Annotated in this window: 26 protein-coding genes; 17 read left to right on the top strand and 9 right to left on the bottom strand. The window is 38.5% G+C overall.

Annotated features, from left to right (window positions below; translation table 11 throughout):
- Window positions 1–142: 142 nt before the first annotated feature.
- Window positions 143–1,594: an aminoacyl-histidine dipeptidase gene (locus tag A7A78_RS02375; protein WP_068760815.1), complete on the top strand. Its 1,452-nt coding sequence runs from the start codon at window positions 143–145 to the stop codon at window positions 1,592–1,594.
- 76 nt (window positions 1,595–1,670) lie between these two features.
- Here A7A78_RS02375 and A7A78_RS02370 read toward each other — a convergent pair whose 3' ends face one another.
- From A7A78_RS02370 to A7A78_RS02360, 3 genes are read right to left on the bottom strand one after another with little or no spacing between them, the layout of a single operon-like run.
- On the bottom strand, window positions 1,671–2,777 hold the full coding sequence (locus tag A7A78_RS02370; protein ID WP_068760814.1) for a peptidylprolyl isomerase: 1,107 nt from the start codon (window positions 2,775–2,777) through the stop codon (window positions 1,671–1,673).
- A 7-nt stretch (window positions 2,778–2,784) separates the two neighbouring features.
- The gene (gene gldI, locus A7A78_RS02365) at window positions 2,785–3,351 is read right to left on the bottom strand and encodes a gliding motility-associated peptidyl-prolyl isomerase GldI (RefSeq protein WP_242649241.1); all 567 of its coding nucleotides are present in this window, start codon (window positions 3,349–3,351) and stop codon (window positions 2,785–2,787) included.
- A complete protein-coding gene (locus A7A78_RS02360) occupies window positions 3,329–4,351 on the bottom strand; it encodes a DHH family phosphoesterase (RefSeq protein WP_068760812.1) in 1,023 nt (340 codons plus the stop codon). The genes gldI and A7A78_RS02360 overlap by 23 nt, the downstream gene beginning before the upstream one ends.
- A 206-nt stretch (window positions 4,352–4,557) precedes the next feature.
- Here A7A78_RS02360 and A7A78_RS02355 point away from each other — a divergent pair, with 206 nt between their 5' ends.
- Window positions 4,558–4,977, top strand: coding sequence for a nucleoside-diphosphate kinase (locus A7A78_RS02355; RefSeq protein ID WP_068760811.1), 420 nt, complete (start codon window positions 4,558–4,560; stop codon window positions 4,975–4,977).
- Between the two features lie 85 nt (window positions 4,978–5,062).
- Here A7A78_RS02355 and A7A78_RS02350 read toward each other — a convergent pair whose 3' ends face one another.
- The 4 genes from A7A78_RS02350 to recF form a co-directional block, all read right to left on the bottom strand.
- On the bottom strand, window positions 5,063–5,599 hold the full coding sequence (locus A7A78_RS02350) for a hypothetical protein (protein WP_207489313.1): 537 nt from the start codon (window positions 5,597–5,599) through the stop codon (window positions 5,063–5,065).
- A 56-nt stretch (window positions 5,600–5,655) separates the two neighbouring features.
- Window positions 5,656–5,952: a DciA family protein gene (locus tag A7A78_RS02345; RefSeq protein WP_068760809.1), complete on the bottom strand. Its 297-nt coding sequence runs from the start codon at window positions 5,950–5,952 to the stop codon at window positions 5,656–5,658.
- Window positions 5,953–5,969: 17 nt separating this feature from the next.
- The gene (locus A7A78_RS02340) at window positions 5,970–6,407 is read right to left on the bottom strand and encodes a lipocalin family protein (protein WP_068760808.1); all 438 of its coding nucleotides are present in this window, start codon (window positions 6,405–6,407) and stop codon (window positions 5,970–5,972) included.
- Between the two features lie 77 nt (window positions 6,408–6,484).
- Entirely contained in the window at window positions 6,485–7,570 is a 1,086-nt protein-coding gene (recF, locus tag A7A78_RS02335) for a DNA replication/repair protein RecF (protein WP_068760902.1), read from the bottom strand.
- A 163-nt stretch (window positions 7,571–7,733) separates the two neighbouring features.
- Between recF and A7A78_RS02330 the strand changes: the two genes are divergently transcribed.
- The 7 genes from A7A78_RS02330 to A7A78_RS02300 all read left to right on the top strand — a co-directional run bounded on the left by A7A78_RS02330 (window position 7,734) and on the right by A7A78_RS02300 (window position 14,032).
- A complete protein-coding gene (locus A7A78_RS02330) occupies window positions 7,734–8,501 on the top strand; it encodes a tetratricopeptide repeat protein (RefSeq protein WP_068760807.1) in 768 nt (255 codons plus the stop codon).
- Window positions 8,502–8,999, top strand: a complete 498-nt coding sequence (gene ribH / locus A7A78_RS02325) for a 6,7-dimethyl-8-ribityllumazine synthase (protein WP_068760806.1) — start codon at window positions 8,502–8,504, stop codon at window positions 8,997–8,999.
- Between the two features lie 245 nt (window positions 9,000–9,244).
- Complete coding sequence (locus tag A7A78_RS02320; protein ID WP_068760805.1) at window positions 9,245–9,529, top strand: riboflavin synthase subunit beta; 285 nt, start codon at window positions 9,245–9,247, stop codon at window positions 9,527–9,529.
- Between the two features lie 6 nt (window positions 9,530–9,535).
- Window positions 9,536–11,380 carry a DNA mismatch repair endonuclease MutL gene (mutL, locus tag A7A78_RS02315; RefSeq protein ID WP_068760804.1) on the top strand — a complete coding sequence of 615 codons (1,845 nt, stop codon included), beginning with the start codon at window positions 9,536–9,538 and terminating at the stop codon, window positions 11,378–11,380.
- Complete coding sequence (locus tag A7A78_RS02310) at window positions 11,381–12,133, top strand: rhomboid family intramembrane serine protease (protein ID WP_068760803.1); 753 nt, start codon at window positions 11,381–11,383, stop codon at window positions 12,131–12,133.
- 2 nt (window positions 12,134–12,135) lie between these two features.
- A complete protein-coding gene (locus tag A7A78_RS02305) occupies window positions 12,136–13,011 on the top strand; it encodes a rhomboid family intramembrane serine protease (RefSeq protein ID WP_068760802.1) in 876 nt (291 codons plus the stop codon).
- 4 nt (window positions 13,012–13,015) lie between these two features.
- Window positions 13,016–14,032: an endonuclease/exonuclease/phosphatase family protein gene (locus A7A78_RS02300; protein WP_068760801.1), complete on the top strand. Its 1,017-nt coding sequence runs from the start codon at window positions 13,016–13,018 to the stop codon at window positions 14,030–14,032.
- A 28-nt stretch (window positions 14,033–14,060) separates the two neighbouring features.
- Here A7A78_RS02300 and A7A78_RS02295 read toward each other — a convergent pair whose 3' ends face one another.
- Complete coding sequence (locus A7A78_RS02295) at window positions 14,061–14,711, bottom strand: WbqC family protein (protein WP_068760800.1); 651 nt, start codon at window positions 14,709–14,711, stop codon at window positions 14,061–14,063.
- Between the two features lie 225 nt (window positions 14,712–14,936).
- On the opposite strand from A7A78_RS02295, the gene udk reads away from it, so the two are divergent.
- The 6 genes from udk (at window position 14,937) to A7A78_RS02265 (ending at window position 20,960) form a co-directional block, all read left to right on the top strand.
- A complete protein-coding gene (udk, locus tag A7A78_RS02290) occupies window positions 14,937–15,557 on the top strand; it encodes a uridine kinase (RefSeq protein ID WP_068760799.1) in 621 nt (206 codons plus the stop codon).
- Window positions 15,558–15,610: 53 nt separating this feature from the next.
- Window positions 15,611–15,886 carry an FtsB family cell division protein gene (locus A7A78_RS02285; protein ID WP_341271709.1) on the top strand — a complete coding sequence of 92 codons (276 nt, stop codon included), beginning with the start codon at window positions 15,611–15,613 and terminating at the stop codon, window positions 15,884–15,886.
- Window positions 15,883–17,256 carry a methylmalonyl-CoA mutase subunit beta gene (locus A7A78_RS02280; protein ID WP_068760797.1) on the top strand — a complete coding sequence of 458 codons (1,374 nt, stop codon included), beginning with the start codon at window positions 15,883–15,885 and terminating at the stop codon, window positions 17,254–17,256. Before A7A78_RS02285 ends, A7A78_RS02280 begins: the two co-directional genes overlap by 4 nt.
- 175 nt (window positions 17,257–17,431) lie before the next feature.
- Window positions 17,432–19,564, top strand: a complete 2,133-nt coding sequence (gene scpA / locus A7A78_RS02275) for a methylmalonyl-CoA mutase (protein ID WP_068760796.1) — start codon at window positions 17,432–17,434, stop codon at window positions 19,562–19,564.
- Between the two features lie 26 nt (window positions 19,565–19,590).
- A complete protein-coding gene (locus A7A78_RS02270; protein ID WP_068760795.1) occupies window positions 19,591–20,559 on the top strand; it encodes a hypothetical protein in 969 nt (322 codons plus the stop codon).
- Between the two features lie 50 nt (window positions 20,560–20,609).
- Window positions 20,610–20,960 carry a hypothetical protein gene (locus A7A78_RS02265; protein ID WP_068760794.1) on the top strand — a complete coding sequence of 117 codons (351 nt, stop codon included), beginning with the start codon at window positions 20,610–20,612 and terminating at the stop codon, window positions 20,958–20,960.
- A gap of 191 nt (window positions 20,961–21,151) precedes the next feature.
- Here the strand turns inward: A7A78_RS02265 and A7A78_RS02260 are convergent, their stop codons facing one another.
- Window positions 21,152–21,541, bottom strand: a complete 390-nt coding sequence (locus A7A78_RS02260; protein WP_068760793.1) for an HU family DNA-binding protein — start codon at window positions 21,539–21,541, stop codon at window positions 21,152–21,154.
- Window positions 21,542–21,927: 386 nt separating this feature from the next.
- Here A7A78_RS02260 and A7A78_RS02255 point away from each other — a divergent pair, with 386 nt between their 5' ends.
- Together A7A78_RS02255 and A7A78_RS02250 are read left to right on the top strand one after the other, a co-directional pair.
- Window positions 21,928–22,392 (top strand): DinB family protein, encoded by a 465-nt coding sequence (locus tag A7A78_RS02255; protein ID WP_068760901.1) that lies wholly within the window; start codon window positions 21,928–21,930, stop codon window positions 22,390–22,392.
- A 6-nt stretch (window positions 22,393–22,398) separates the two neighbouring features.
- A complete protein-coding gene (locus A7A78_RS02250) occupies window positions 22,399–22,704 on the top strand; it encodes a DUF6122 family protein (RefSeq protein WP_068760792.1) in 306 nt (101 codons plus the stop codon).
- Window positions 22,705–22,713: the final 9 nt, after the last annotated feature.

Here is a 22,713-nt window from a genome sequence, read left to right as displayed (position 1 = left end):
GTGTGTAGAAATTCTGCCACTAATTCACGAATTAATTTCTATTAACTCTGTCGCAAAGTATTTCACAGAAATACTTCACACATAAAAACACAATAATTCGTGCATTCGTGGCAAAAAAATATTCACAATAAAACTATAACTGATGAACGAAGAAATAAGAAACCTGAAACCCAAAGTCCTTTGGAACAATTTTGCAGACCTGAATGCCGTACCGCGCCCTTCAAAAAAAGAGGAACGTGTTATTGCGTTTATGAAAGACTTCGGGAAAAGTCTCGGTCTGGAAACGATGGAAGATGAAGTGGGCAATGTGATAATCCGCAAACCAGCTACCAAAGGAATGGAAGACCGTAAAGCTGTGGTACTTCAAAGCCATTTGGACATGGTTCACCAAAAAAATAACGACACCAATTTCAATTTTGACACACAGGGCATTGAAATGGTCGTGGATGGCGATTGGGTTCGTGCAAAAGGAACTACGCTTGGAGCCGACAACGGTTTGGGAGTTGCCACAATTATGGCGATTCTTGAAAGCAACGAAATTGAACATCCTGCAATTGAGGCGCTTTTCACAATAGATGAAGAAACCGGAATGACGGGAGCCAAAGGGTTGAAAGGCGGTTTACTGAAAGGTGACATCCTTTTAAATCTTGATACAGAAGAAGATGATGAAATAGGGGTAGGCTGCGCCGGTGGGGTAGATGTTACCGCCACCGGAACTTATACTGAAGCCGAAGCGCCAAAAAATTCAACAACTTATACTATTAAAGTGAAAGGATTAAATGGCGGCCACAGCGGAATGGACATTATTAAAGGTTTGGGCAACGCCAACAAACTGATGAACCGTTTGCTTTTTGCAACAAAGGATTTTATGCAGTTGGCAAAACTTGAAGGAGGTAGTCTTCGGAATGCAATTCCGCGGGAAAGTGTGGCGCAAGTTGTGGTTTCCTCAGAGGAAAAATTTACTTCTGCTTTTGAAAAGATGAAAAAGGAAATTATTTCTGAATTTAAATCTTTGGAACCAAACCTTTCCATTACTGCTGAAAAAAATAATGAAGCTATTGCGAAAGTGATGGCAGAAGCAGATCAAAAGAATTTTCTGAATGTAATGAACGCAGCCCACAACGGCGTTTACAGAATGAGTCCAGATATTGAGGATTTGGTTGAAACCTCAAACAACATTGCGAAAGTTACCGTTGAAAACGGAAATATAAAGATTGAATGCTTAACCCGTAGTTCTGTGGAATCTTCAAAAGAAAATCTTGCGAACGCACTCACTTCTGTTTTTGAGCTTGCTGGCTATGATGCAAAGTTGGCTGGGGATTATCCCGGCTGGGCACCAAATATGGATAGCCCTATTTTGAAGGTTTTGGACAATCTTTACCAAAAAATGAACGGTGAAAAGGCAAATGTAGCTGCTTGCCACGCAGGATTGGAATGTGGAATTTTAGGGCAGAATTACCCAGAAATGGATATGATTTCTTTCGGGCCAACCATAAAGGGAGCACACTCTCCCGATGAGCGCGCGAGTATTTCTTCGGCTCAAAAATACTGGGAGTTTGTACTGGAAATTTTGAAAAATATTCCGAAGAAATAAAACTGAAAATTGATAAAAAAAAAAGAGGAGCCAATTTTAAAAACTGGTTCCTCTTTATATTTAAGATAAACTGAAATTATTGAACTATCTCAACAATTTCAAGGTTAAAGATCAATTCAGAATCTGGAGGAATAACTCCTGGTATTCCTCTTTTTCCGTATGCTAAATGAGCAGGAATAAAGATTGTTGCTTTATCACCAACCTTCATATTCAATAATCCTTCGCGGAAACCTGGAATCAATTTTGCTTCGGTGCTATAATCTGTTGGCACTGGCGTGTACTGTCCGGCAGCTTTACGCATTTCATCTACCATTTCAAATCTCTCTGCATTTGATAATATATTTGAATCAAACATATGTCCATCTGCAAGATAGCCAGCGTAATTCATCATTACCTTGTCTCCTTCTTTTGGTTGCGGGCCGGTTCCTTTTTCATTAAAATAAATTTTAATACCTGAAGGCATTGAATCAGCTTTAGCTCTAATAGCATTCAATTCCTCAGCTTGGGAAGCCGCTACTTTATTGATGCGTTCTTCTTTTTCCTTCTTTTCTTTTTCAAGTTTGCCCATCTCTTCAGTGAAATATGGAACCTTCACATCACCTTTGTTGATGATGTTCACCTTTTCAATTACTACAGGCACTTTTGGCTTGTCGCCGGGCTTTTCGGTTTCCACGTTTCCGATAGAATCCACAACTTCCTGTCCAACCACTATTTCTCCAAAAACAGTATGACGGCCGTCTAGCCAAGGCGTATCTTTTAAAGTAATGAAAAACTGGCTACCATTGGTTGCAGGGCCAGAATTTGCCATTGCCAAAAGACCTTTTTTGTTAAAACGGATTGTATCTGTAATCTCGTCAGGAAATGCATAGCCTGGACTTCCAGAACCATCTCCTTTTGGATCACCACCTTGGATCATAAAATCCTTGATTACGCGGTGAAAAGTAAGTCCGTCATAAAAACGTTTTCCTTTGTATAGTGAATCTACCATTCCGTTGGTACCTTCTGCAAGCGCAACAAAGTTTGAAACGGTTAATGGAGCAGATTCGTTTTTCAATTTGGCAACAAAAGTTCCTTTGTTTGTAATAAATTCAGCATATACGCCATCTTTTAAATCAGGATATTTTTCCTGACAGGAAGCTAATGCAAGTGAAAGCAATAAAAATAAAAATGTTAGTTTTTTCATCGTTTAATTAATTTTCGTTTGATTGTTCAATTGAGTGTAAAGTTATAGTGCTCTGCACAGGAATATTGGTGCCGAGTTTTTCTTCGATCCCATAATAGCCAAAAGCTTTATAGGAAGGAAAAAGGAAGGTAACTGTTTCGCCCTCCCTCATAAGTTTGATGCCCTCGCGAACACCGGAAATAAGCTCTTGGTTGCTTTGGTCCACTTTATATTGTTGCAGTCCATTTTCTTTTTCCGATAGAATAACGCTGCCGTTTAAATCTTTAATGTCGTAGGTGAATTTTACCACATCTCCCAAATCAGGCATTTCTGTAGTTGAAGTATCTTTTTTATTATAAAAATACCAAAAACCGCTTTCTGAAGAAATATAATTATTGGTAGAGTCTTTGGCAATGATTTTTTCGATAAAACTTTTCTCTTCGTCGTAGATTTTTTTGTTCCGCTCGGCAGATTCCTTTATAAATGTTCCGGAGTGACTTTGCACTGGGCGCCTAGCTTCAGGGCTTTTACAAGAAACAATTAGCGTGGCGAAAAGGATAATATAAAACAGCTTAGGAAGCATGAGTGAGTTCATCTTTATAACGGGGCAAGATACTAATAAATTCGGTTATGGTTTTGTTAAGGGATTGCGAACTTTTTCCGCCGGCAGCGTTAATATGTCCGCCACCGTTGTAATGGTTGCGGGCAAAATCGTTCACTGAAAAATTGTTTTTGCTTCGGAAAGAGATTTTCACAATATTCTCCTGTTTGTTCTCAATAAAAATTACAGCAAACTCAACACCTTGAACAGAAAGCGCATAATTCACAAAACCTTCCGTATCTCCCTTTTTGAAGTTGTTTGTATCAAGCTCATTTTGGGTAAGTGTAATGTATGCCGTATTGTATTCCTTTAAAATGTGAAGATTGTTCAACGCTACGCCCAGCAATTTCATACGGTCCGGGCTGTTGGTATCATACACGTTTTGGTGAATTTTTGCACTGTCGGCACCCATTTCAATTAAGTGGGCAACCACGCGATGTGTAGTGGCGGTGGTGGATGAAAAACGAAACGAGCCGGTATCGGTCATAATTCCGGTATATAGTTGTGTAGATACTTCCATGCACAACGCGGTAAGTTCGTCCAAAGCTTCCATAAAATGATATACCATTTCAGAAGTAGAACTCATGCTTACATCACTATAGGTTGCAATTGCATAATCTGCCGGTTGCTGGTGATGGTCTATCATTACAAAATTGGCATCACTGTCTTCCAGGAATTGTTGCATATCACCAATTCGATCTAAACTATTAAAGTCTAAAGTAAAAATTACCGATGCTTCTGTAATGGTCTTGATGCTTCTGTCCTGTTCTTTTTCGTGAATAATAATATCATCCACGCCCGGAAGCCATTTTAAAAAATCAGGAAAATCATTGGGCATAATTACATCCGCCCTATGCCCAAGTCTGTTAAGGAAAAAAGAAAGCCCTAAACAAGAGCCAACAGCGTCACCATCGGGATTTTTATGGCCAACGACCACAATTTTTTGAGGCGAAGCAAGCAGTCTTTTAACTATTTTGGTAGTTTCCTTATTCATAGGGCGCGAAGATACGAAAAGCCCCCCAACCCCCAAAGGGGTAAATCTGTTTGTAAAAATTAATATTTTAAACGTTTGTGATTGTTTCTAAAATGCTGTCGTTCCAATGGTTTATGATATAATTTTTCCGAAAGATTATCTTTAAGCTTTAAACTTTGAGCTTTAAACTTTTAATAGTATTTTTGCCGAAATTTTTAAAAAACACAATGAGAACAGACAGAACATTTACAATGTTAAAGCCAGATGCAGTTGAAAAAGGACACATCGGCGCCATTCTTGAAAAAATAAACGCTTCGGGTTTTAGAATCGTAGCGATGAAACTTACCCACATGACTACGCAGGATGCGCAAGCATTTTACGCAGTACACAGTGAGCGCCCTTTTTACGGCGAATTGGTAGAATATATGACTCGCGGGCCAATCGTTGCGGCAATTCTTGAAAAAGAAAACGCAGTGGAGGATTTCCGTACTTTGATTGGTGCTACCAATCCAGCTGATGCTGCCGATGGTACCATCCGTAAATTATATGCAGCTTCCATTGGCGAAAACGCCGTACACGGAAGTGATAGCGATGAAAACGCAGCTATTGAAGGTGCTTTTCATTTTGCTGGACGTGAAATGTTTTAAGCATTTGCTGAATATTTTAATTGAAAACGCCTTCCATTTTGGAGGGCGTTTTTGGTTTGAGTAATTTGTTGCTGCTTTTCTATTTTCATTTCATCCGAAAGTTCAAAGTGTTTGAAGGTGTTAGATTGTAAAAGAGCTGAACTTGATATTTTCCAGAAGTCAGAATATAATCTTTTGTATCAAATACAACAATGTCTGATAAAGCATATTTTCTTTCAATTGATTGTCCAGGTTGTAAATTATAATAATAGTTAATCAGTTGGACTTCTGTATAAAATTGTGATGAAAGTATTGCCTTGTTTTCATATTTTAAAACTGACGATTTACTTTCAAGATTAATAACTTTCCCAGTGGTTCCCCAAGGTCCGCCTGTTGAAGTTATTGGTTTGTCAAACAAAAGCTTTTGAATTTCACTTCCATTATTTGTAAGTTTAATTTTAAGGATTATTTTATCCCCTTTGTTTAGGATTGAGTCATTTAGCTCTATTTCCACATCAACTTTTGGAATGTTTTCAATTCCAACAAAGTGCTCTTCAGTTTTTACAGATTCATTTTTATTGATTCCTGACGAACAGCTTATCAAGAATATTGTAAGAGTCATTAAAGAACAGATATTTCTCAATGTCATATTTGTGTCTCGTTAATAGGTTCTTCTAATTTGCCATTAACTATTAATTTTTATCTTAAAATCAATTTAGCAATCAATTTCTTACCCAATTCCTCATTTAAAAGTTTAATGATTTTTTCTTTCCCATAACTCAATTCCTCCCGCAAGACGGAAGATGAAAGCTGAACATATAAAGTATCGCGATCCAATTTAATATCTGTTGTATATTTTGAAATGGCAACCCCCATAACCGAATCCCAAGCTTCTTTTGCGTTCACTTTATCAAGGCCTTTCTCCAAACGGTTGGCGCCGATAAACTCTTTTAAAGCATCTCCAATTGATATGTTTTCTGCGTGTCGTTTTGCCATTTCTCTGTTGTGGGTTATCAGTTGTCAGTTGTCGGTTTTTCAAAATCAAACTTTTTGAATTTTGAATAGGTGTAAATTTTATTGTCTCTGTTTTTAACAGTTAACGTACTATCCTTTGCTTCAATAACGGTTTCTTTCCATTCGTCGAACGGAGTTTTATAATACATCCGCAAACTGTCTTCCTCAATTTTTAAAATGAAATCTTCCGAAATGCCATTGGTTGTGAAAGTTCCGTCAAATTTTGGGGAAACTTTAGTTCTTGCACCGCTGTCGCCTTTCACTTCAATATAATCCACAACAGTATTTACATCAAATTTCTTTTTTTCGCCATCGGGCATTTTCACGGTTTTTATTTCCCAATAGCCGCTGAGGTTTTGTTTTTGGACTTCTGGATTTGGTTTTTCACAGGAAATAGTAAAAATCGTAATTAGTAAGAATATTATTTTATATTTCATTCGTTTTAAAATTTTCTTTGTGTCCTCTGTGTCTCTGTGGTGTAAAATTTACCACGGAGGCACAGAGAACACAGAGATTATAGTGCTAACGGAAACATTCTATATGTCTGATGCACTTTTTTTATCACTTCTTCAGTGCGCTCAGCGTGTGTATCGCTTATAAAAAGCTGCCCGAAATTTTCATTGTCAACCAAAGTAATTAAATGCTCCACCCGCGTTTCGTCCAATTTATCAAAAATATCATCCAATAGCAAAATAGGATTCGTTTTTGAATGGTTTTTTATAAAATCGAATTGCGCCAACTTCAAAGCAATAAGATACGATTTTTGTTGGCCTTGCGACCCAAATTTCTTGATGGGATGTCCATCAATTTCAAAAACCAAATCGTCTTTGTGTATTCCGAAATTGGTGTATTGCGTAATTTTATCCTTCGTAATATTTTTCTGAAGCAACGTCAATAAATCGTTTTCCTGCAACTGACTTTCGTAAACTAAATTTATAGTTTCTTCTCCGCTGCTGATGGATTTGTATCGATTTAAAAATATTGGCAAAAATTCCTCCAAAAAAGCAGTCCGCTTTCCAAAAATAGAAGTCCCGAAATTGTGAAGCTGTTCGTTGTAAATATCTATCGTGTCTTGGCTAAAAGTATTGTTTGCCGCAAAATATTTCAATAATGAATTGCGCTGGGCTAGTACTTTGTTGTATTTAATGAGCGTATTTAAATAATCTGAATCGCGTTGCGAAATAACACCATCAACAAATTTACGCCGTGTATCGCTTCCTTCAATAATCAAATCCCTGTCTGCCGGAGAAATTATTACTAAAGGCAAAAACCCAATGTGTTCACTGAATTTGTCGTAAGCCTTTCCGTTTCGTTTTATGATTTTTTTCTGCCCTTTTTTTGCACTTACCACAATTTTTTCGGACGTTTCTTTTCTTTCGTAAAAACCTTCAACCACAAAAAATTCTTCTCCATGTTTTATGTTTTGGGTTGTGATTGGGTTAAAATAACTTTTTCCGAAGGAAAGATGGTAGATTGCATCCAGCACATTGGTCTTTCCCACGCCGTTATTTCCCACAAAACAATTTATTTTTGGGTCGAAGTCGAAAGATTCGGCTTCAAAATTTTTATAGTTTAATAAGGACAGTTTTTGTAAAATCATAAGAATGAATGGGTTGCGCTTCAGTATGTTTTCTGAAAAGGAAGAATAACCGCTTTGCAAATTATTAAAAAATAAGAAATATTTATCCTTTCAAATTCCATTAAAAATTTTATTTTTGCGCCATTCCCGCAGCGACGGGAATCTTATAAATTGAAGCAACACTATGGCAACGTACAACAAACGCGGAGGCAAATCAAAAACAAAAGCTGAAAAGCAGTCAGAAATAGAAGACCACAGCACAACGGCAGAAGTATTCAATACGCTGGATCAAGGCGCATCGAAGACTGAGGCTTGGGTAGAAAAAAACCAAAAGGCCATCTTGGCTTTTATTATAGTTGTGGCTGTTGCTGTTTTGGGATACTTTGCATACAATCAGTATATTAAAGCACCTAAAGAAACTGAGGCGATGAACGAAATGTTCCAAGCGCAGAGCTATTGGGAACAAGCTTTGACCGCTCCAGCAAAGGATTCTCTTTACAATCTTTCACTGAATGGCGGAGAAGGTAAATACGGTTTCATCGATATTATTGAAAATTACAGCGGAACAAACGCTGCCAATCTTGCACATTACTATGCAGGAATGGCTTATTTGAATACCAATAAATACCAAGATGCTATTGCACAGTTGGATAAATTCAGCAGTGATGATGATATTTTGGCACCATTGGCTAAAGGAGCAATTGGTGATGCTTTTGCGCAATTGGGTCAAAACGAGGATGCGTTGAAATATTACGAAGAAGCGGCATCAATGCGCACTAACGATTTCACAACGCCACGTTTTCTTTTGAAAGCTGGAATTGCTGCAATGGCTTTGAACCAAAGTGATAAAGCATTGGCGCATTTCAAAAAGATAGCAGACGATTATCCAAAAGCAACTGAAGCTGCAAAAGCCGAAATCTATACCGGCCGCGCTGAAGGAATGAAAAACTAAATGGCTACAGCAAATACAAATTTATCGGCTTACGATAAAACAACAATCCCAAACGCGAAGGACTTTCGGTTTGGGATTGTTGTTTCAGAATGGAATTCCAAAATTACAGAAGGTATGTTCCAAGGTGCTTTTGATGCTTTAAAGGACTGTGGCGCCATCAATGAAAACATTGTTCGTTGGAATGTTCCCGGTAGTTTTGAACTTATTTTCGGATGTAAACAAATCACGCAAAGCTATGATATGCTGGATGCAGTTATTGCTATTGGAAGCGTGATTCAGGGTGAAACAAAACATTTCGATTATGTTTGTGAAGCTGTTTCACAAGGCATAAAAGATTTGAATGTTCACGGTAATATTCCTGTAATATTCTGTGTGCTTACCGATAACAATATGCAACAATCCATAGACCGAAGCGGTGGCAAACACGGCAACAAAGGAACGGAAGCTGCAATCGCGGCAATCAAAATGGCACAACTGCGGAAAGAGTCAAAGTTCTAAATACGAAATTAGAAGTGCGAAATGTGGGATCAGAAATTAATTTTTTCTTCTCTGCGTAACTTTACAATTCTCTGAGTAATTCTATGTAATAATTTAGTTCACTTCTAAGAATTTCAAAACCCCAAATCCCTTTCAACTGACAACCGACAACTGAGAACTGAGAACGGTACAGTAATTGTTCAAAACAAGCTTTAGAAACACTTTAGAAAGCACAGTATTTTCAGTAACTTTGAAGCACGACAATTATGGGACTAATAAGCAAAAGAAAAAACAAAAAGTACAGTTACCAACCACGGCATTTTGAACATGATGGTGAAAGCAGCCCTTTTTCAATGGGCCATAAATTTGACCAATTCCGTACTACGGTTGGCGATAACCAAGGCTTAAAAGGGAAATTTAAAACGGCTTGGGCAGATTTACGGCAATCTTCCGATAAAACTGCAAACCGAAGGTTGATCGTTATAATTGCAATTCTTATACTTATTTTCCTATTTATTATTGAATTCGATTTATCTATTTTCTACGCATAAATTTTAATGGCAGACATTATTCAGTTATTACCGGATCACGTTGCAAATCAAATTGCAGCTGGCGAAGTTGTTCAGCGACCCGCCTCGGTAGTGAAGGAATTGCTTGAAAATGCCATAGACGCGAAAGCAACCTCAATTACCCTTTTAATTAAAGATGCGGGGAAGACCCTCGTTCAGGTTACCGATAACGGCATTGGGATGAGCGTTACTGATGCGCGCCTCAGTTTTGAGCGGCACGCAACTTCAAAAATTAAATCGGCTGAAGATCTTTTTAATCTTCATACAAAAGGTTTTCGCGGGGAAGCGCTGGCTTCCATTGCTGCAATTGCTCATGTGGAACTTAAAACGAAAACAGAAAATTCAGAAATAGGTACCCATTTAACCATTGAAGGCAGCAAAGTAATTTCACAGGATCCAGCTGTAGTTCCAAAAGGAACGACCATATCAGTAAAAAACCTTTTTTATAATATTCCTGCACGCCGAAATTTTTTAAAAAGCAATTCCGTGGAAACCCGCCATATTATTGACGAATTTCACCGAGTGGCTTTGGCGCACCCAAGCGTCGCATTTCAAATGCTTCACAATGGAAGTGATGTTTTTAATCTTCCATCCTCAAATTCGCGCCAAAGGATTGTAAATATTTTTGGCAGTAAAACCAATGAAAAATTGGTTCCCGTAAGTGAAGAAACCGAAATTTTAAAAATTGAAGGCTTTGTTCTGAAACCTGAATTCGGAAAAAAGAGCAGGGGAGAACAGTTCTTTTTTGTGAATGATCGTTTTATAAAAAGTCCGTACCTGCATCACGCAGTGGCTTCAGCGTTTGAAGGCTTGGTGAAAAATGATATTCATCCTGGCTATTTTTTGTTTTTGGAAGTAGATCCACATTCCATAGATATCAACATCCATCCCACAAAAACCGAAATTAAATTTGACGATGAACATTCCATTTATGCAATGCTTCGCGCGACGGTAAAGCACAGTTTGGGGCAATTCAATATTGCGCCCGTACTTGATTTTGAAAGGGACAAAGGTTTTGACACACCTTATGATTATAGCAAAAAACAGCCTACCGTACCGTCCATAGAAGTGGATCGGGATTTCAATCCTTTTAAGGAAAAGCCGAAACAGGGCAATATCAATTTTCCTTTTAAACGGGAACAATCTGCTTCATGGGAATCATTATATGTAGGTTTAAAAGATGAAACAGCTGCAATTTCTGGCTTGGAAGATATTGAATTTGAAAGCGAGGAAGTAACCGGAAGTCTATTTGGAAATTCTGAAGCAGAAACTGGGCAGATAACCTTTCAACTTCAGAATAAATATATTGTAAGTCCGCTGAAAAACGGAATGATGATTATCCATCAAAACCTTGCACACCAACGGATTCTTTACGAAGAACTTTTGAAAAATATCACCGTAAAAGAAGCGGTTAGCCAGCAATTGTTGTTTCCGCTGCAATTGCATTTTTCAAAACCCGATGTTGAAATTATTGAAAAAATTCGCGAGCAATTGGAACACACGGGATTTATTTTTTCAGAAATGAAAGAGGAAACTATTGAGATTAGCGGAATTCCCGTGCTGATACTTGAAAGCCATGTTGTAAATTTGCTCAACCAATTGGTGCACGATATAAAGGAAGAAGTGCCCGATAGTGGTTTTAGCCAAAACGATAAGCTTGCAAAATCTATGGCCGCAAGTATGGCAATAAAAACAGGTGTTTCGTTGAATAAGGAAGAGCGCGAGCATTTAATAAATCAACTGTTTGCGTGCAAGGAACCAAGTGTGAGTCCGAACAATAAATTGGTTTTCACGACTTTGGATGCAAACGATATTGATAAAAAATTTATATAAATGGGAAGAATAACCGAAACGGTAAAAGTTTTAATTATAATCAATGTCTTAATGTTCATTGGTTCATTGCTTTCGGGTGAAATTGCTTACAAATTGTTTTCTCTTTATTATTTTGAGAATCCCAATTTCCAATTTTGGCAGCCTATCACACATATGTTTATGCACGATAATGAAAATTTTATGCATATTCTCTTTAATATGTTTGCCTTATATATGTTCGGTAGCCCCCTAGAAATGCAATGGGGAAGAAACAAATTTTTGTTCTTCTACTTTTCTGCTGGTTTGGGAGCCGCATTGGTGCATTTAACGGTATCATATTTTCAAATCCATAGTGTTACCGATGCATTGTTGGCAGGAGGTTGGAGCCAAACTGATGTGAGTAATTTTTTAACTACTGGAACAGGTGGCAGTAGGAGTATTTTGGAAGTTGTTTCTCAGACCAAATTAGATAATATTTTTACAATATTTAATACTTCGGCAGTTGGTGCCTCTGGTGCTATTTATGGGGTTTTGGTTGCTTTCGGAATATTATATCCCAATACCGAATTAATGCTAATATTCCTTCCAATTCCCATAAAAGCGAAATATTTTATTCCCGGATTATTGCTTTTGGATTTGTTTTCTGGATTAACTGGTTTTTCTCTTTTCGGGCAGAATATTGCAAACTGGGCACATCTTGGCGGCGCACTTTTCGGCTTTATTATGGCTTGGTATTGGAAAAAGAACAGTTTTGATAACCATCGCTGGAATTAACTATGGCAGCGCCAAACCTTGCATATCAATATAAAACGGCCAATATCTTAGTCAAGCTCATTGTTATAAATGTTGCTGTATTTTTGGTAGTTCGTTTGGGAGCTTTCTTTTTGGATGTAAGCCAACAATACTTTTCACGCTGGTTTATTTTGTATGACAATTTGAATTTGATTTTAGTCCGCCCTTGGACTTTAATTACATACGGATTTCTGCATTTTGGCTTTCTTCATATTCTGTTCAATATGCTTTGGCTCTATTGGTTTGGGCAGTTTGTGTTAAATCTTTTTTCAGGAAAAAGATTGTTGACGCTCTATTTGCTGGGCGCCCTTTTCGGTGGAATTCTTTTTGTAATTACCTATAATTTTTTTCCAGTTTTTGCTGAAAAATATGGCTCTCTCATTGGCGCTTCAGGAGCTGTTACGGCAATTATGATTTTTATAGCTACCTATACACCAAATACTGAAGTGCGTCTTTTTACCTTTACCATAAAACTTTGGCACATTGCACTGTTTATATTTCTTTTTGATTTAATACGGATGCCGACTTCGGGCAATGCTGGAGGTTTGATGGCGCATGTGGGCGGAGGTATTTTCGGATTTATTTATGCTACCCAACTTGCCAAAGGAAATGACATTGGTAAATGGTTTGAAAACTTTATGGATTGGATTGCAAACATTTTCAAGCCACGAACAAAAAAGCCTTTCAAAAAAGTGCATCGCACAACACAACCCACGCCCCAGCGTTCTAAACCCAAAGAAGCAAAATCTGAAAACCAAAAAAAGGTAGATGGCATTTTGGACAAAATAGGTAAAAGCGGTTATGAAAGTCTTACGAAAGAAGAAAAGGACTTTCTGTTTAAAGCCGGGAAAGAGGATTAAAATTATGCGGAAATCTCTCAACAAATTGATATACTGGGGCAATTTGCTTGCAGCATTTCTGTTGTTGATTTCTTTTGTTTTGCCCTATTTGCCTCCAAAAAGTTTTCCCACGCTATCATTGCTAAGTTTGGTGGTTTCCTTGCTTATTATCGTAAATATCCTTTTTGCAATTTATTGGGCAATCCAGCTTCGGCGTAGGTTTTTTATATCATTTACCGTGCTTTTTATTTCCTATTTTTATTTTAATGTTTTTTATGAAATGTCTTCGGAAGGCGATGTTTCGCAATATAAAAACACGCTAAATGTGCTTTCATACAATGTTCGTTTGTTCAATGCGTATGAAAAAGACTCTAAAATTGATGCTTCACAAATAATTTCTGAAATACTTACCGAAGAAAACCCAGATGTGGTTTTTGTGCAGGAATATTATAAACCCAACAAAGTAGATTTTTCGGCCTATCCATACCAATATATTCACTTTAGTTCTGAAAAGGCAAAACTTGGCCACGCCTTCTTTTCTAAATATCCGTTGATTAACACAGGCGGGTTCGATTTTAAAGATACTTACAACAATACACTGTATGCAGATGTTGTGAAAGGAAATGATACCTTGCGCATCTACAGTGTGCATTTACAGTCGCTGGGAATAATTCCACGTGTTAGTTTTCTTCAGGAAAGCGATAACGAAAAACTTCGAAAACGTGTTTCCGGCGCGTTTGAAAAACAGCAAAACCAAGTGGAGGCAATTTTGGAGCACAAACAAAAAACTAAGTATCCTGTAATTATTTGCGGCGATTTCAACAATACACCCTTTTCATACAGTTATCGAAAATTGAAAGACGGAATGCAGGATGCTTTCCGCGAGCGCGGAAACGGCTTGGGAACGACTTTTAAGTTTGAAAAATTCCCTATGCGGATTGATTATATTTTTGCTTCGGAAGGGCTCGATATTATTTCATTCGATACAATGAAGAAAACGTTTTCAGACCATTATGCCGTTCGGGCAACGGTGGGGTGGTAAGGCCCCCTAACCCCAAAAGGGGGAATTTTTACTCTGATGTATTCTCCCTTTTGGGGAGATGCCCGACGGGCAGAGGGGCTCTTTCCAAATAACTTAACGCATTTGGCCCTTCATTGAAAAGTAAATCCAGGACCGAAAGATTCGGTAAAAAAGGATGATTTGCTTCGTGAACTTGCGTATATACTTCCGCTTCAAAATTCGACTTTCTTTTTGCATCAATCAAAATCCGCAGATCGGTGATTTCAGGATTTTTTTCAAAACCAACAGTTTTTGAAACATCAACTTCAATCCCAATCAGTTCGCACAACAAATCGAATATTTTAAGATTGTGTTCCATCAAATTTCCAACGGGCTCTGTAAATAGAGGTTTTAAATCGTCTTCGTAATATTCAAAAAAAGGCGAGGTGCGATAAGCACTTTGTAAACTCTTCCAATGTTGTTCCTGCCACGGAAAATCATTTTCAACAATCACATCTTTTGTTTTTCTGCGCTTTCCCGTATGTTTTATTGGAATGTTCAACAAAAGCCTGCCGTTGCTGTGTGCAATAAATGTTCGGTTTCGGTAGGTTTGCTTTTGGTAATTATCTTCCGCTTCAAAAACCACTTTTTCAGCCTGCGCCACAGCCGCCATCTGTTCAATGGAAGGAAAATAGGAAGGATGGAGCAGGATTGTTTTCATTTCAATTTTATTGATTTCAAAAATAGGAAAGAAGTGCGAGATACGAAATACGAGATACGAGATAGGAGATGCGAAATTAATGTCGATGAGTTTAGAAGTCGATGAGTTTAGCATTACCCACGTTTTTCTAAACTTCTAAATTTCTAAACTCATAAACCCATCGACTATTAATTAAAACTTGAAACCTGCAACCCTTTTCCCTACCTTTGTATAAACCTTTAAAATATGCTCATAATTGGCATCGCCGGTGGCACCGGAAGCGGGAAAACCACAGTGGTAGATCAAATAGTTGCTGAACTTCCCGTGGATGAAGTTTGTGTTATTTCGCAGGATTCCTATTATCACGATACCAGTGATTTATCTATGGATGAACGCAAAAAAATAAATTTTGACCATCCCAAAGCAATAGACTTTGATTTGTTGGTGAGTCATTTAAAAGAACTTCGGAAAGGAAATTCCTTTGAACAGCCTGTATATTCCTTTGTGGAGCACAATAGAACGGGCGAAACGATTACTACATTCCCAAAAAAGGTTATTATTGTGGAAGGGATTTTAATCTTGGCGCATCCCGACATTCGCGAAATGTTCGATATAAAAATTTTCGTGCACGCAGATAGCGACGAACGCTTGATACGAAGGTTGAAACGCGACATAGCCACCCGCGGCCGCGATTTGGAAGAAGTTTTAAACCGCTACCAAACAACGCTGAAGCCAATGCACCAACAGTTCATAGAGCCAACAAAGGAATTTGCGGATATTATAATTCCCACAAATAAATACAACACCGTTGCCGTAAACGTTATAAGGAGTATTATTCACCAAAAAATAAGTTATACCGAATCGTGAATTTTAAAGAATTTAAACAGAAAAAGTGGGTCAGGTTTATAAGTAATAAATACGTGCTTATCCTCGTCCTTTTCATTGTTTGGATGATTTTCTTTGATGCCAATTCCTATTTGATCCATCACGAATTGGATAGTGATATCAATGCCTTGGAGGATAATGCAGAGTTTTATCAAAAGGAAATAGACCAAGATAAAAGTTTTATAAAAAAAATGGAGGATAGCGGCGAGATGGAGAAATTTGCCCGTGAAAAATATTATTTGAAAAAGGAAAACGAAGACATTTATATAATTGAAAACGAAGACAGCATCAAAAAAGAAGAAAAGCGATGAGCAAATTTTTATTTGAGGGTTTTGATGAAGTTTCCGCCAAACAATGGAAACAGCAGATACAGTTCGATCTAAAAGGGGCGGATTACAATGAAACGCTAGTTTGGAAAAGCCCCGAAGGCATTCATGTAAAACCGTTTTATCACGAAGACGATTTTAAGGAAGATTTACAGCACATTCCCGGACAGCCGGAAAGTTGGAAAATTGCCCAAAAGATCTTTATTGATGACGAAAAAATAGCAAACAGTATTGCCTTGAATGCTTCGGAAAGAGGTGCAGAGGCGATAATTTTTACCGCTGCCGAAGATTTTGAACCACGAAATGTTTTTAAGGATTTCCCGTTTAAAACCGTTTCAATTTATTTCAACTTAACATTTCTATCCGAAGCTTTTTACAACAAACTCCTCAAATTCTTTTCAGAAAAAAAAGCAACCGTTTATTATAACATAGACTTAATAGGAAACCTTGCCCGCACAGGAAACTGGTTTCACAATCTGAAAAAGGACCACGAAATTCTCGACAATATTTTTCAAAAAAACACTGCGCAAAATCTTCTTTCAGTAGATACAAGCTTATACCAAAACGCAGGTGCCAACATAGTGCAACAATTAGCCTACGCCTTAGCACATGCTAACGAATATTTAAACCACATTGCGAGTGAAACGAAGCAATCTTTAAGTTTAACCTTCAACCTCGCAACCGGCCCAAACTACTTCTTCGAAATAGCGAAAATCCGCGCCCTCCGAAAACTTTATGCAACCTTGGCTAACGAATACGGCATAAATGAAACTTGCCATATAATAGCAACGCCTTCAAAACGCAATAAAACCCTTTACGATTACAACGTAAACCTACTCCGAAGCACCACCGAATGCATGAGCGCAGTTTTAGGCGGCGCAGATACAGTTTGCAATATGCCTTATGACGCACTCTACCATAAAAGCAACGAATTTGGCGAACGCATTTCCCGCAACCAATTGCTTATTTTAAAGCATGAAAGCTATTTTGATACCGTAAGCAATCCGGCGGACGGAACGTATTATATTGAAAGCCTAACGGATGAACTTGCCGAAAAAGCGCTTCAGCTTTTTAAGGAAATAGAAAAAGGCGGCGGTTTTCTTCAACAATTAAAGGAAGGAACTATTCAAAAGAAAATAAAGGAAAGTGCCGAAAAGGAACAAAAACAATTTGACAGTGGCGAACTGAAACTTTTGGGAACCAATTACCACCCAAATAAAAACGACCGAATGAAAAACGATTTGGAACTTTTTCCTTTCGTAAAACACAATCCCGTAAAAACACTAATTGCCCCGATTATTGAAAAAAGAATATCTGAAATCACTGAACAGGAACGCTTAAATCAAGAATCATGAACAATCAAGTATTAGGAACCGTTTTAGGAATCATCTTTGTCGTCCTCGGCTTAGCGCTGCTCACTCGTTACAAAACGTTATCAACACACAAGTATTTCCGCGTCCTTATTGTGTTTGTATCAATATTGCTAATTTGTTTTGGAATATTTATGGGTTGGGAAAGCATTGAAAAAATATGGATAGGAGAAATTTAGAACATATAGAATTGAAAAATTCTGAAGAAGAAAGGCCGAATACAGAAGCAGAAAAATTCACAACGGCTGAAAACATTGAGGTTAAGAAGAATTACAGCAATGAAGATATTGCAGATCTTAAACACCTAAACTTCGTAGCCGGAATTACACCAAACCTTCGTGGGCCATATTCCACTATGTATGTACGCCGTCCGTGGACTATTCGCCAATATGCAGGTTTTTCAACAGCTGAAGATAGCAACGCCTTTTACAGACGTAATCTCGCTGCAGGCCAAAAAGGGCTTTCCGTAGCTTTCGATCTTGCAACCCATCGCGGTTACGACAGCGACCACGAAAGGGTAGAGGGCGATGTGGGGAAAGCAGGCGTAGCGATTGATAGCGTAGAGGATATGAAAATCCTTTTCGACCAAATTCCGTTGGACAAGATGAGCGTCTCCATGACGATGAACGGTGCCGTGCTTCCCATTATGGCATTCTATATTGTCGCTGCGGAAGAGCAGGGCGTTTCGCCAAAAGATTTGGCAGGAACTATTCAGAATGACATTCTAAAGGAATTCATGGTGCGCAATACCTACATTTATCCGCCCACGCCATCGATGAAGATTATCAGCGATATTTTTGAATTCACTTCGAAAAACATGCCGAAGTTCAACAGCATCTCCATTTCCGGCTACCATATGCAGGAAGCCGGAGCCACGGCAGATATTGAACTTGCATACACTTTGGCAGACGGTTTGGAATACATCCGCACAGGAATAAAGGCAGGAATGGATATTGATACTTTTGCGCCAAGACTTTCTTTCTTTTGGGCAATTGGGATGAACCATTTTATGGAAATCGCAAAAATGCGCGCCGCCCGTATGCTTTGGGCAAAGATTGTAAAACAGTTCAACCCCAAAAGTGAAAAATCCTTAGCATTAAGAACCCACTGCCAAACAAGCGGTTGGAGTCTTACTGAACAAGATCCTTTCAACAACGTAGCGCGAACCGCCATTGAAGCGGCTGCCGCAGTTTTCGGTGGAACGCAATCGCTTCACACAAATGCTTTGGATGAAGCCATCGCCTTGCCAACAGATTTCTCTGCACGTATTGCACGGAACACCCAGATATTCCTCCAGACCGAAACCCAAATCACCAAAACGGTTGATCCTTGGGCGGGAAGTTATTATGTGGAAAACCTTACCAATGAAATCGCCAACAAAGCCTGGGCGCTAATTGAAGAAGTAGAAGAACTGGGCGGAATGACCAAAGCCATTGAGGCAGGAATTCCCAAACTGCGCATAGAGGAAGCCTCTGCCCGTAAGCAGGCGCGTATTGATAGCGGACAGGACATCATCGTGGGCGTAAACAAATACCGTCTTGAAAAGGAAGACCCGCTACAAATCCTCGACGTGGACAACCAAAAGGTCCGTACCTCGCAGATTGAACGCCTAAACCGCATAAAAGCCACCCGCGACACCAAAAAGGTAGAAAAGGCACTGGCAGATATTACCGAATGTGCAAAGACAGGTGAAGGAAATTTACTAGCTTTAGCCGTAGAAGCTGCCCGCCACAGGGCAACCCTTGGCGAAATCTCAACCGCGATGGAAAAGGAATTCGGCAGGTACAAGGCACAAATACGCTCCTTTAGCGGCGTGTATAGCAAAGAGATGAAAAAAGACCCAAGTTTTGATAAGGCAAGGCAAATGGCAGACAAGTTCGCTGAACTTGAAGGCCGCCGCCCCCGTATTATGATTGCCAAAATGGGGCAGGACGGACACGACCGCGGCGCCAAGGTAGTAGCCACGGGCTATGCCGATGTAGGTTTTGACGTGGACATAGGCCCATTGTTCCAAACTCCAGCCGAAGCCGCCAAACAGGCCGTGGAAAACGACGTACACATTCTCGGTGTTTCCTCCCTTGCCGCGGGGCACAAAACCCTCGTGCCACAGGTTATAGAGGCACTAAAAAAGTACGGCCGCGAAGATATTATGGTCATCGTGGGCGGCGTAATACCCGCGCAGGACTACCAATACCTTTTTGATGCCGGCGCAGTGGCCGTTTACGGTCCAGGAACCCGCATTAGTGATGCTGCTATTGAGATGTTGGGGGTTTTGATTGAGGGGGTGGAGTAGAAATATTAATACAAAGAAATCACTGAATGACAAAAGGTATTCTAATAAATGATTTGGAATTAGGATATGCTCCATTAAGTGCTTATTACTTTGCAAAATTTATTAAGGATAAAGAATTTCGCGAAAATGTCTACGATAGTCATATTTATATGATTATTCAACGTAAAGAAATTACATTCAGTAATTTTTTTCTCTGGGAGGATACTTTAGAACTCAGCTTTGATATCGAGCAAGAAGGTAATCCCGAGATTGTTAGATGCATGCTACCTCTTATTCAGGATAATATTGCGACAGATTTATCAAAGTCTATAGAATTAAGATTACATAATCGTAAAAGCACCCCTGAAAAAAAAATAGGAGCTCCTTTTAAAGGCACTCAAGCATTTACTATTCAATCAAAGAATAAAGTATCGGGAGAAGTATCAAGGTTAGCGCAATTCACTCCTGATAAACTTCTTCAAAATTATTGGAAAGGGCATATTAGAGCTAAATTTAATGGAGACTATTCTAAAATGTTGGAGTATAAAGTTCATTATGTAGGTAAATCTACAGAGCAAAATATTTGTGAAAGATTATCTAGCCATTCTACTTTTCAAGAAATCTTAACTAATCAAGAACCTTTATCTTTCCAAAACATTCCTTCTAATGAAATTATGATAATGTTATTTAGAATTAAGGATAATAACACAATTGTAAAATGGGGAGATGATGCCACCCCAACAGAAATGTCAAATTATTTATTGGATTATATGTTACCATCAAAAAAAACTATATCCTTAGACGCTGAGAAGGCATTAATAAAACATTTACAACCAGATTATAATAGAATATTATATAATAGCTTCCCTAGTAAAGATGATTTAGTTAATCATGACTATCACAATGTAATTCTTTACGGATTAAATGATCCAATAAAATTAATTTACAATAATGGAGAGTTAAAAGGAGATATTATTTTTGGTGAAAGAGATTACATATCAGTAGAAAGAATTTAAATTTGACCCCAGCTAGCACGAGCGTCCCGCTCGTGCCTCAATCTCTTTAAATGAACAAACCCTTCCACATAAAACATCAAGACCATCTAAAATTATATGTTTTGTTAAAGGATAAAATAAGGTTTGAAGATGTGATGAACCGCAAACAAATACCATTCTATTCAGAAATCAACGAACAGCCCGATATAGCAGAAGGAATAAGATATTTCATTTTAGACACAGACCGTGGAAAAGTAGATAAATTACTTATCGAAAATGATATAATAGCCAGCACCGAAACCATTTCAAATTATGATTTCCGCAATCAAAAGAAGTTTTATAAAGTGTATGTGTGGGCTGCAATAATTATAACTTTATTGATTGCTATTGGTTTGATAACAGAATTTGTTTTTTATAGTTAACTATAATGCCTCAGCCACCACAACCATCCCGTTGTACCCAGCTAGCACGAGCGTCCCGCTCGTGCCCATCCTAAATAAATTAGTAAAAACCACCCCCTAAAAATTTAGTGCGCACCAATCTACAGATTGGTGCGCACCAGTTAATCATTTGTTCCGCACCAGTTGTTCGGTTGGTGCGCAGCAGTTTTGCGCTAGCTCTGCTTCTTGAAGCCTGCGTTGCGTACACTGTCTGCTATCCTCTTGCCGGGACGGTAGCGCACATTCACTTTTTCAATCATAGTGTTTGCCACAAAATCCTCTTCCCGGTTTGCGCCCTTACTGCTAATGGAGGGGTAGAGTGACCCTAATTTTTCCAAGCGCACAATCTTTGAATCGGCAATTGCGTTTTGGATAACGTTCTCTAAGGCAATAATTACACCTTTGATGTCTGCCTCGCTCAGGGCGCTAAATTTTTCAATTTGCTCCACCAGATCGTCAATTGTTAGTTCGCCGTCTGTTATACATCTGGCATACCATTTTTTGGTCCCGCCGCCTACCACGCCGGGTTCCCCTTTTTCTACTAATTTGTACTTAATAGCCATATTAAATAGATTTAAGATTAATAAATAAATTAAAAGATCCTAAAACAAAAACAGTCAATGCCCGCAAGGCGTTTGTGTAAATATGTAGCTTGGCAAGAAACCGAGCGTTGCAAAAAAACGCTGAAGGTCTGCAAGGGGGAGAAATTGACCTTCTGCTGGGCTTTGTTATGTATAAATATAAAAATCAGCGCTTTATAATCAAAATATTTATGTTACTTTATTGTGGAATTGCAAGGCTAGAATAAATATTTGCCCAAGCCATTTCGAGTTTTCCGCTCATATCCTTACAATTGCGATTCGCATTTAAAGACCCATCAAAACTTCCTAAAATATTTCGTTATCTTTGATTGGCTATCAACAATAAACCATCAACCCTCAACCAAAAAATGAACGAGTCGCATCGCATACAAACCCTTTTCACAGACCTATATCACGGTCATCCGTGGCTGGACGTTACCCTGCAGGATACACTATCGCAAATTACCCCAGAGCAAGCCGCCCAACGCCCCATAAAAAACGGCAATACCATTTGGGAAATAGTAAACCACATAATTTCTTGGCGTGAAAACGTACTGAAAAGAGTACAGGGCGAAGTGATCCAAACACCTTCAAACAATTATATAGTAAAAATAGAAGATGATTCAGATGAAGCGTGGCGCCAAACGCTTGATGCCTTGGAAACCACCCAAAAGGAATGGCTTTATTTTCTCAGCACTTTTAACGAAGCAGATTTCATAAACGAATACCCAGTTAACAAACTCACCTATTATCAGCACATTCACGGCATCATCCAGCACGACGCCTATCACTTGGGGCAAATAGTGCTTTTGGCAAAAATGGTAAAATATTAAAAGGAAATGCTTCAAACGGTAATACACTACAGCCTGCATTTTCTGGCTCCCGGCCTAATAGCCTATATTTTTTTCAGAAAAGAATGGAAAAAAGCGTGGCTAATTATGCTCGCCACTATGCTAATAGATGTAGATCATCTTTTAGCAACCCCAATTTTTGAAAACCACCGCTGCAGCATCAATTTTCATCCGCTGCACACCTATTGGGCAATGGCAGTATATGTAGTGTTGTTGTTTTTTAAAAAGACAAGAATAATAACAGTAGGTTTATTATTTCATATGTTAACAGACTTCATAGATTGCCAATGGTAGAAAACCCTC

The sequence above is a fragment of the Aequorivita soesokkakensis genome (genome assembly GCF_001641085.1).
GTDB lineage: Bacteria > Bacteroidota > Bacteroidia > Flavobacteriales > Flavobacteriaceae > Aequorivita > Aequorivita soesokkakensis.
Note: the sequence above shows the minus strand (reverse complement) of the source record. Positions and strands in the feature narration are given on the sequence as shown.